The following is a 287-nucleotide window of genomic DNA, read 5'->3' on the forward strand; positions in this document are numbered from 1 at the left end:
AGTCTACAAGCAATCCTAATTCATCCCGCACAAATCGAAATGTTTTCTTATCATCTGCATCTCGTTGTATGTACCTACCATGTCTAACTGCTAGCTTATCTCTAAGCTTTGGCGGACGATATTTCGTTACCGTTATATTATCCATCGTATTTAAAATTGATTCAAGTCTAGAGATTTGTTCTTGATTATCACACATAAGCAAAAGTCCACGTCGTGCATTATCTACACCATTAATTGTGACAATATTGATGCCAAGCATACCGATTAACGAAGAAACGTCACCAAGT

Annotated in this window: 1 protein-coding gene; it reads right to left on the bottom strand. The window is 36.9% G+C overall.

Features of this window, described 5'->3' with window-relative positions; genetic code table 11:
• A partial coding sequence (locus SB775_RS28765; protein ID WP_410864600.1) for a DUF3388 domain-containing protein occupies window positions 1-287 on the bottom strand: 287 nt, incomplete at both ends.

The organism is Peribacillus sp. SIMBA_075 (assembly GCF_046534585.1).